Annotated in this window: 8 protein-coding genes; 4 read left to right on the top strand and 4 right to left on the bottom strand. The window is 71.6% G+C overall.

The genetic code is table 11. The features are described 5' to 3' along the window. Together AB0J09_RS46905 and AB0J09_RS46900 are read right to left on the bottom strand one after the other, a co-directional pair. Positions 1–1343, bottom strand: a 1343-nt coding sequence (locus tag AB0J09_RS46905; protein WP_360706555.1) for a PucR family transcriptional regulator, incomplete at its 3' end; no start/stop codon positions are given. 110 nt (positions 1344–1453) lie between these two features. Beyond that, positions 1454–1783: a hypothetical protein gene (locus AB0J09_RS46900; RefSeq protein ID WP_360706552.1), complete on the bottom strand. Its 330-nt coding sequence runs from the start codon at positions 1781–1783 to the stop codon at positions 1454–1456. Between the two features lie 100 nt (positions 1784–1883). On the opposite strand from AB0J09_RS46900, the gene AB0J09_RS46895 reads away from it, so the two are divergent. The 4 genes from AB0J09_RS46895 to AB0J09_RS46880 all read left to right on the top strand — a co-directional run bounded on the left by AB0J09_RS46895 (position 1884) and on the right by AB0J09_RS46880 (position 5735). Then, positions 1884–2213: a hypothetical protein gene (locus AB0J09_RS46895; RefSeq protein WP_360706550.1), complete on the top strand. Its 330-nt coding sequence runs from the start codon at positions 1884–1886 to the stop codon at positions 2211–2213. 33 nt (positions 2214–2246) lie between these two features. After that, entirely contained in the window at positions 2247–4505 is a 2259-nt protein-coding gene (secD, locus tag AB0J09_RS46890) for a protein translocase subunit SecD (RefSeq protein ID WP_360706547.1), read from the top strand. A gap of 175 nt (positions 4506–4680) precedes the next feature. After that, positions 4681–5055, top strand: coding sequence for a hypothetical protein (locus tag AB0J09_RS46885; RefSeq protein ID WP_360706545.1), 375 nt, complete (start codon positions 4681–4683; stop codon positions 5053–5055). 338 nt (positions 5056–5393) lie between these two features. Beyond that, the gene (locus AB0J09_RS46880) at positions 5394–5735 is read left to right on the top strand and encodes a TraR/DksA C4-type zinc finger protein (RefSeq protein WP_360706542.1); all 342 of its coding nucleotides are present in this window, start codon (positions 5394–5396) and stop codon (positions 5733–5735) included. 255 nt (positions 5736–5990) lie between these two features. On the opposite strand, the gene AB0J09_RS46875 is transcribed toward AB0J09_RS46880, so the two are convergent. Beyond that, positions 5991–8153: a xanthine dehydrogenase family protein molybdopterin-binding subunit gene (locus AB0J09_RS46875; protein WP_360706539.1), complete on the bottom strand. Its 2163-nt coding sequence runs from the start codon at positions 8151–8153 to the stop codon at positions 5991–5993. A gap of 8 nt (positions 8154–8161) precedes the next feature. After that, positions 8162–8779: FAD binding domain-containing protein (locus AB0J09_RS46870; protein WP_360706537.1), on the bottom strand; the 618-nt coding region annotated here is incomplete at its 5' end.

Here is an 8779-nt window from a genome sequence, read left to right as displayed (position 1 = left end):
GAATGGGGGGCTGGGCGGGGGTCGGGCCCTAGCACGGTGCACCCCGGCCGGCGTGCGGGGGTCCTGCCGGTCCGCGCCGGCGGGCGCAACCGCTGCAGCAAAATGTCGTCCCAGGCCTCGTCGTAGGCCGGCGGCGCGGTGCGGGACGGGCCGCTCTCGTGCAGCGCCAGGCACTCGTCGGCCTCTTGCCGGCTGGCAGGCAGCTCTGAGGTCCGGGCGGCTGCGCCGATCCCGGCCGTGAGGTGCACCTGCGATGGCAACGTGGCCTGGAGCGTAGCCACCCACTCCCGTGCCGGGGCCGCCTGTTCCGCGGGGAGGATCGTGTACAGGGTGTTGCCCAGCAGCGTGCTGCGCCCAGGCCTGGACCAGCCGAAACCCGTGGTGGCCTGCTCGAAGGCCAGCAACAGTGCGGCGTGCCCTTCATCGGCGGTATGCGCGCGGACCGCGATGACCCGCATCGCTTGCGGGGCCAGCCCGAGCTGGCTGAGGACCGTGGCGGCGTCCGCGCCGCCTTCCAGCAACCGGATGACGAGATCGGACTCGATCTGCCGTTCCAGGTCCGCGCTTGCCCGCGAACGCAGCAGATGCAGTGCCACGGTCCGTGCGCCGTCGGCCAGCGCACGCAGCCGCGCCCCGGTCAAGGGGGTGGCGCAGGTCACCCAGACCGACCCGAGCGACTCGCGGCCGGCCCGTACCGCCACCGCCATACGTCCGGTCAGTCCGTGCTGGGGGTCCGGGTCGACGAACACCGGCTCGTCTGTCGCGGCCATCCGGGCGAATACCCCACGGGTTAGGAACATCTCGCGCAGGTGGTCGGGGACCTGACGCGCCAGGATCGTCTCCAGCCGGGCCGGGTCGCCCGCCTGCTGGGAGCGGGAGTAGGCCAGCACCCGTGACAGCCGATCCTCGATGGTCACGGCGCCACCGATCACGTCGGCCAGGCTGTCGGCCAAGGCGAACAGGTCGGTGGGGCCACGCCCCGACTCGGTTTCCCGCCCCTCCAGCACCAGCCCGTAGACCACGCCCGCCAGCTGGCTCCACGACACGGCGGGGTCGACCAGCAGCACGGCCACGCCCTTGCTTTCACCCAGGATGGCGGCCTCGCGCTCGGTTTCACCGCCGGCGCGGGCCAGAACCGCAGTGGCGTGCGCGGAAGCCGCCCATCGCACCGCCTCGGTCAGTGAAGCGGCCCCCACAGCCAGCAACACGTCGCCCGCGATGCGACCGTCCGCGGCATCCGGCAATGCCACACTGCGCAACCGAGCCGAGCGCGTTTCGGGCGTTCCGCACAGCCGCACGCCGTATCCGCCCAGTACGTTGACAAGGCGGTCCAATCTGATCATGGGCCCCTCCGGCTCCTCGTCGACGGCTCACCGTCACGTCTGCGCACATCGCGGTGCCCTCCGACCATGAGGCCGGGAACACCACAGCCCCTCCGTCGATGCGCTCCGACTCAAACAGTTGCGGAGCAGCGGTCACCGGGCCGGCATGCACAGCCGAGCCCGCGGAGCGGGCCCTCGCCACGCTGCAGCGGCCACAGCGACAGCGTGTGGTGCTCACGGACACCGGTGGCCTGCGGTGGCAGGCTCGACAGGTCGGCGTCCCACGCGTCCGGACTCCACGCCGCGCTGGAGGACGGCCCTCTCGGGGTGCCGGCGTCCGCGCTGCCCCAGGCGTATGAGGTGCCGGGCAGCAGAACGCACAGCACGGCCAAGCACATCACGCCGACCAGCGCGATGGGCTTTCGTGGTGTGTTCCACCGCCCCCTCACGAGGCCAACCATAGACCAGACCATGTGCAGGCCATGCGGGCTCCGACGCGTGCGCCGCCGCCCCGGGGTACGGTTGCCGTCAACGACCATCCTCAGCCGAGCAGGAGGTGACGTGCGCGCCAAACTGCCCGTCGTCCTGCTCCTCCTGCTGTCGGCGTTCATGTTCAGCGGCCCTCACAGCGATCACCAGCAGCCGGCCTCCGCGTCAGCGGCCTGGTGGATCGCTCCCGCCGACCACGGCGCGGTGGACGCGGTCCTGCCCCGCGCGCACCCGGCCCACGCCGCTTCCGCCCTGCCGCTGCTGCCGGCCGTCCTGGCTGCCACCTGGCAACCTGCCCAGAGCCTGTGGGCCGCCACCCCCACAACCGGACACCCCGCCATCTCGCCGCGGCCGGGCCGCCCTCCGGCTCCGGCCCGCGCCCCGCCTTCCACGACGCGCTGACGTCCCCTTTCCCTTCAGCCCGTGGAGGCTTCCATGTCACGTGCGCCCTTGTGGCGTGCGCTGCTGACGTGCGCCGTCGTCGCCGTCGCATCGCTGCTCACTCTCACCATGTCGCCGCGTCTGGGCCTGGATCTGCGCGGTGGCACCCAACTCGTCTTCGAAACCCGCGACTCACCCACCGCCAAGGCCGACGCCGAGGCCACCGATCGAGCCCTGGACGTGCTTCGCCGCCGCGCCGATGCGCTCGGCGTGACCGATCCGACCCTGGTCCGCGCCGGCGAGCGGCGCATCATCATCGAACTGCCGGGCATTCTGGACCCCAGTCAGGCCGCCCAGGTCATCGGCAGAACCGCGCAGCTCACCTTCCATCCGGTGCTCGGCGAGGCCACCGCCGGCGACACCGGCCGCGCCGGCTCCGAGCCGGTCATGCCCGACGAGTCCGGGCGACCTCTGCGGCTCGGCGCCGCTGCGATCACCGGTGGCGCGGTGACCGACGCCGCCGCCGGCAGCGACCCACAGCAGGGATCGGCCTGGTTCGTGGCCGTCGACTTCCGCGATGCCACCGCCTGGCAGCAGCTGACCGGCGCGGCCGCCTGCCAGAGCCAGGGCGATCCCCGGCGACGGGTCGCGATCGTCCTCGACGAGGAAATCATCTCGTCGCCCCAGGTGGACGCACGCGTGCCGTGCCGTACCGGCATCCCAGGCGGGTCCACACAAATCACCGGTTCCTTCACCCATCAACAGGCGAACGATCTGGCCGTGCTCATCAAGGGCGGCGCCTTGCCCGTCCCGCTCACCCTGATCGAACAGCGCACCGTCGGGCCCACCCTCGGCGCAGAGGCCATCGAGGCCAGTGCCAAGGCCGGCGTCGTCGGTGTCCTCCTCACCACGCTGTTCATCGTCGCCGCCTACCGGCTCGCGGGACTGCTGGCCGCCGTGGCGCTCGCCGCCTACGGGCTCATCTCCTACGCGGCGTTGATCGCGCTCGGGGCGACGCTCACACTGCCCGGTCTGGCCGGGTTCGTGCTGGCCATCGGCATGGCCGTCGACGCCAACGTGCTGGTGTTCGAACGAGCCCGTGAGGAGTACGGCCGCCTACCGCGACGTGGGCTGCAAGCCGCGTTGGGCAACGGGTTCAGGAACGCGTGGAGCGCCATCGCCGACTCCAACATCACTACCTTGCTGGCCGCGGGACTGCTGTTCTGGCTCGCCTCGGGACCGGTGCGCGGCTTCGGCGTGACGTTGGCGATCGGGGTGCTGGCCTCGCTGGTCTCGGCCATGCTCATCACCCGCGTCCTCACTCACCTGACGATCAGCAGGGTCGGGCCGCGGCTGTCCGGCCTCGCCTCTCAGGGCCGGGTACGGGCCTGGGTGACCCGGCACAACCCGGACCTCATGGCCGGCGGCCGACGCTACCTGGCCGTGGCCGCCGCCGTGGCCGCCACCGCCCTCATCGGACTGGCCGTCCAGGGCCTGAACTTCGGCGTCGAGTTCACCGGGGGCCGGCTGATCGAGTTCAGCACCGCCCAACCGGCGAGCGCCGAGGCGGCCCGGCAAGCCGTGACCGAGGCCGGCCACCCGGCGGCGGCCGTGCACGCCTCCGGCACCACGGTCTCCGTACGCGCCGGCCAGATCAGCGCCGACGACGTGGCCGGCATCGAGCAGGCGCTCGACCGCCGGATCGGCGACGTGACCAAGCAGCGTGACGACCTGATCGGGCCCAGCCTGGGAGAAGAGCTGAGCCGCAACGCCCTCATCGCCCTCGCCGTGGCACTGCTGGCCCAGCTGATCTACCTGGCGATCAGGTTCCGGTGGACGTTCGGCACCGCGGCGGTCGCCGCCCTCACCGTTGACACGGCAGCGGTCGTGGGCGTCTTCGCCTGGCTGGGCAAACCCGTCGACGGCGTCTTCCTGGCCGCCATGCTGACGATCATCGGCTACTCGATCAATGACAAGGTGGTCGTGTTCGACCGGGTACGGGAGTTGTGGCAGGCACAGCGGCAGACGCGCTTCGCCGAGGTCATGAACGCCGCGATCCTGCAGACCGTGCCGCGCACCGTCAACACCGGGCTCGGCGCCCTGTTCATCCTTACCGCGCTGGCCGTCTTCGGCGGCGACTCGCTGCGGGACTTCGCCGTCGCGCTCATCACCGGCATTGTGGCCGGTACGGCGTCCTCGTCGTTCGTGGCCGGCCCGCTGGCGATTGAGCTCGAACGCCTCAGCAAGCAGCCGCCACCCGAACCCGCCGTTCGGCGCGCGCGTCCGCGGGCAGACAACGGAGCCGTCCTGTAGGTCGGCGACTTCGCCACCTGTGACGAGACCTCCAGAGGTTCCGGCCGCAGTCATGGCCGCGTCGCCGATCAGCCGTGCAGCGCAGACGCTCGAGGGGAACACCGGACACATGCCCAAGGCACGCGCCATAACGGACGGCATGCCTTTTCGCGTCGTCTGAGCTATGGTCGGCCCTATGACGGGACCGTGGAGAACACCACGAGGGTCCATCGCGCTGATCGGCGTGATGGGCCTGGTCCTGCTGTCTTTGCTGCTGGTCGGCGCCTCTCCCGCGGGGGGTGGCGGGGGGACGGCCTATAGCGGATCGTCCTCCAGCCCGTCATGGACGCCGGCCGCGTGGGATGCGGAGTTGTCGAGTCTGCCGCCGCAGCCCGCCGGTGTCCGTGAGCACCACGTACTGTCGCTGTGGCCGCCGCTGCGCGGCGAGCGCGGCGGCGAGACCGCCCACCCGGCGCTGCTGCCGTCGCCAGGCACGGGTGCGGACGCGGTCCGCGATCCCCAGCAGCTCGCGCACCGCACCGCCGGATCGCGCAGCCCACCGGTGACCTAGCCGACGCCTTTCATCTCTCCGGGGTCTCCGGCCGCTCGCGCGCCGTGGGGCTTGGTGGTGCATGTCCGGCCTGCGCCCGCCTGCCCCATGGCCTGAGACGTCGCCACGGCCGCTCTGCGCACGCGGAGGTTGGCCCGCCTTTCACGGCCACAAGCCAGGAGCCGATCACGTCATGGCCAAGGTCAGAGCGGCCTGGTCGTCACCGGCGGCGCCGCCCGAACCGCAGCATGCGACCATCCGCGACCTGGCGCGCCTGTGCCTGCAGCCGGCCTCACCGCGCACCGCCGCTGACCCACCGCGGCCGCGCAAATCCAGATTTCGAGAAAGGAACGTGCACCATGACAGAGACCCGTAGGACATCGCACCTCAGCAGCGTGCAACTGCAAGCGCTTCGCCAGGATCTGCAAGAGCAGCTGGAACGGCGCAGCCGCCACCTGCTCGGCCTGCGGGCCGAGGCGCAAGACGGCAGCGGGGCCGACGACACCTGGCAGGAGCTGCTCGTCTCCCTCACCACCGCCGACCGTGCCATCGCCGAACTCACCCAGGCCCTCGACAGGCTCACGGCCGGCACGTACGGTCGCTGCGCCCACTGCGAGGCGGGCATACCGTTCGAACGGCTCAAGATCCGGCCGCTGGCCCGCTACTGCATCGCCTGCCAGCGCCGCTACGAGGCCGCCTGAGCACAGCGGGTGCGTGGCACCCGGTGAAAGAAGCCGGCACCGGCTGGCCCTGTTTTGCACCGGTCGACTCAGGCGTCTCTTCGCCCGTGCAGGGGAAGTGGCGCCTGATGTCTCCCGCCATGTCCGGTGTCTGTGGATGCGGTGTCCGCGCCACGGGCACCGGACAGCGCGCGTCAGGTCCTTGCATGCCTGCACCCAGTTCCTCCGAGACGCCTTGGAGCGCTCGCCGGCGGCCGCGATGGCGGGCCGAACGGGTCACAGAAGCTTGTCCAGGGTGATGGGGAGGTCACGGATGCGCTTGCCGGTGGCGTTGTGGACGGCGTTCGCCACGGCCGCCGCCGCTCCGACGATGCCGAACTCGCCGATGCCGCGGGCGCCGAGGTCGCTCAGCAGGGTGTCAGGATAATTCAGGAACTCCACATCTATCGGGGGAATGTCAGCGTTGATGGGCACCAGGTAGTCGGCCATCGTGGCGTTGCCGAAGCGGCCCGTCTCCGGCTCGATCCGCAGATCCTCCAGGAGCGCCTGGCCGATCCCCATGACGATGCCGCCGACGATCTGGCTGCGGGCCGTCCTGGCGTTGACGATCGTGCCCGCGTCCACCACGCACAGCCACCGTGTGACCCGCGGCTCCCCGGTCCACCGGTTGACCCGCACCTCGCAGAAGTGCGCGCCGAACGACCTGAACGCGTGGTCCTTCACGGGGTTCCGCGGCGAGGTCGCGGTGGCCTCGACGGCGGGCACGCCCAGCAGGGTCAGCAGCTCACCGAACGGCACCCCGCGCCCGCCGGCCCTGACCTCCCCGGCCGAGAACGTGACCTCCCGGCCGTGGAACGGCGACTTCTCGTGCTCGGTCGCGAGCTTGACCATCGCTTCCTTGGCGGCGTCGGCGGCGAGTTGCACGGCCGGCCCGTTGGTGGAGGTGGAGCCGGAGCCGCCCGCGTTGGCCGCCGGAGGCGTGGCGGAGTCGCCGAGCTCCGGCACGACCCGGCCGACCGGGATGCCGAGGGCGTCGGCGGTGAGGATGGCGAAGACGGTGGACTGTCCTGTGCCGAGGTCGGCCGCGGTGCCCGACACCACCGCGCGGCCGTCGTCGCGCAGCCGTACGTTGATCGACGCCTGTCCTCGGCCCGCGCCGTAGGTCGCCGTCCCCATGCCGAGGCCGACCAGCCAGTCCCCGTCGGTGACCGCGCCGGGCCTGGAACTGCGCCGCGACCAGCCGAACCGTTCGGCGCCCCGGGTGTAGCACTCCGCCAGGTGCTTGCTCGACCAGGGCAGTCCGTTGGCCGGGTGGATCGGGGTGTCGTTCTTCATGCGCAGGTCGAGCGGGTCCATGCCGAGTTCGGCGGCCAGCTCGTCCATCGCGCTGTCCAGCGCGAAGGAGCCGTTGGACTCCCCGGGCGCGCGCATGATGGTCGTGACCGGGACGTCCAGTGTGACGGCCCTCCTGCTCACGTGCAGGTTGGCCGAGCCGTACAGAGCCAGGGAGAGGTTCGCCACCTGCTCGTGGAAGTTGTTCGAGGCCGATTTGCTGGAGACGCCGTCATTCTTGACGGCGGTGAGCGTGCCGTCCCTGGCCGCACCGAGGGAGACGGTCTGGGAGGTCAGCGGCCGGTGCCCGACCACGGTGAACACCTGTTCGCGAGTGAGCACGGTCTTGACCGGGCGACCGAGCGCGCGGGCCGCCGCCGCGGCCAGCGGGGTGTGCGCCCACACGTCCCACTTGTTGCCGAAGCCGCCTCCGACGTACGGGTTGATGACGTGGATCCGCGCCGGATCCATGGCGAACGTCTCCGACAGGCGGTCCACGACCAGCCGTACGCCCTGGCTGGCGGTGTAGACGGTGAGCCGGTCGCCGGTCCAGTACGCCACCGTGGCGTGCGGCTCCATCGCGACGTGCGTCTCGGCCGGCGTCGTGTACGTGGCGGTGACCGTGACCTCGCTGGCCGCCAGCGCCTCATCGATTGAGGAGACACCGGGGGCCAGCACTTCTGTGACGGGCGTGCCGCCGGGCAGCGGCGTGGGCGAACCTTCGGCGAAGGACGCCCTGGGGTGTTCGGCCCTGTAGCGGGTGGTCACCAGTGCCGCGGCGTCCCTGGCCTGCTCGAACGTCTCCGCGACGACCAGCCCGATGGCCTGGCCGTAGTAGCGGACGCCGGTGTTCTGCAGCGGCGGGTGGAGCTCGGCGTTCTCCTCCTTGGCGTACGGCTGGAGCTCGAGCGGGTTGAACGGGGTGTAGATCGCGATCACTCCGGGCGCCTTCTCCGCCAGGGCGGTGTCCATGGCGAGGATGGAGCCGCGCGCGATCGTGCTGGTGAGCAGGTAGCCGTGGGCGAGCCCGTCCGGGTGGTTGTCGGCCGCGTAGACCGCCGCGCCGGTGACCTTGACGGGGCCGTCTTCCCTGTCCACCGAGCTCATTACGGGCCTCATCGCGGGCCTGCCACTTCCGCCAGAGCGCGCAGGATCACGCGCTGCACCAATGTCACCTTGAACGCGTTGCCGGCCAGCGGCCGCGATCCTTCAGCGGCGAGCGCGGCCGCCACCTCACGGCTCTGACCGGCGCGCAGCGCCGCCTCGACGGCGGGCAGCCGCCAGGGCACGGTCCCCACGCCGCCGACCGCGACCCGGGCGTCGTGTACGACGCCGTCGCGGAGATCGACCGCCACGGCGGCCGAGGCCAGCGCGAACTCGTAAGACTGACGTTCGCGCACCTTGGTGTAGACCGAGTGCCTGGCCCACGGGAGAGGCGGCACGATCACCTCGGCGATGAGCTCGCCGGGTCGCAACCGGTTCTCCACGTGCGGGGTGTCGCCGGGCCGCAGGTAGAGGTCCGCCAGCGGTACCGTCCGCTCGCCGTCGGCGCCGAGCAGCCGTACGGACGCGTCCAGCGCGACCAGCGCCACCGCGACGTCGCTGGCGTGTGTGGCGACGCAGGAAGTGCTCGTGCCCAGGATGGCGTGGCCTCTGTTGTCGCCGCTCCGCGCCGGGCAGCCGCTGCCGGGCGTGCGCTTGTTGCACGGCGTCGCCACGTCGCGGATGTAGCC

The organism is Nonomuraea sp. NPDC049784, assembly GCF_040659615.1.
Classification (GTDB): Bacteria; Actinomycetota; Actinomycetes; order Streptosporangiales; family Streptosporangiaceae; genus Nonomuraea.
Note: the sequence above shows the minus strand (reverse complement) of the source record. Positions and strands in the feature narration are given on the sequence as shown.

Bases quoted from the DNA above. Each gene is read 5' to 3' on its own strand.
- AB0J09_RS46875 (WP_360706539.1), bottom strand. From the start codon at position 8,153: ATGAGCTCGGTGGACAGGGAAGACGGCCCCGTCAAGGTCACCGGCGCG.
- AB0J09_RS46900 (WP_360706552.1), bottom strand. From the start codon at position 1,783: ATGGTTGGCCTCGTGAGGGGGCGGTGGAACACACCACGAAAGCCCATC.
- secD (WP_360706547.1), top strand. From the start codon at position 2,247: ATGTCACGTGCGCCCTTGTGGCGTGCGCTGCTGACGTGCGCCGTCGTC.
- AB0J09_RS46880 (WP_360706542.1), top strand. From the start codon at position 5,394: ATGACAGAGACCCGTAGGACATCGCACCTCAGCAGCGTGCAACTGCAA.
- AB0J09_RS46885 (WP_360706545.1), top strand. From the start codon at position 4,681: ATGACGGGACCGTGGAGAACACCACGAGGGTCCATCGCGCTGATCGGC.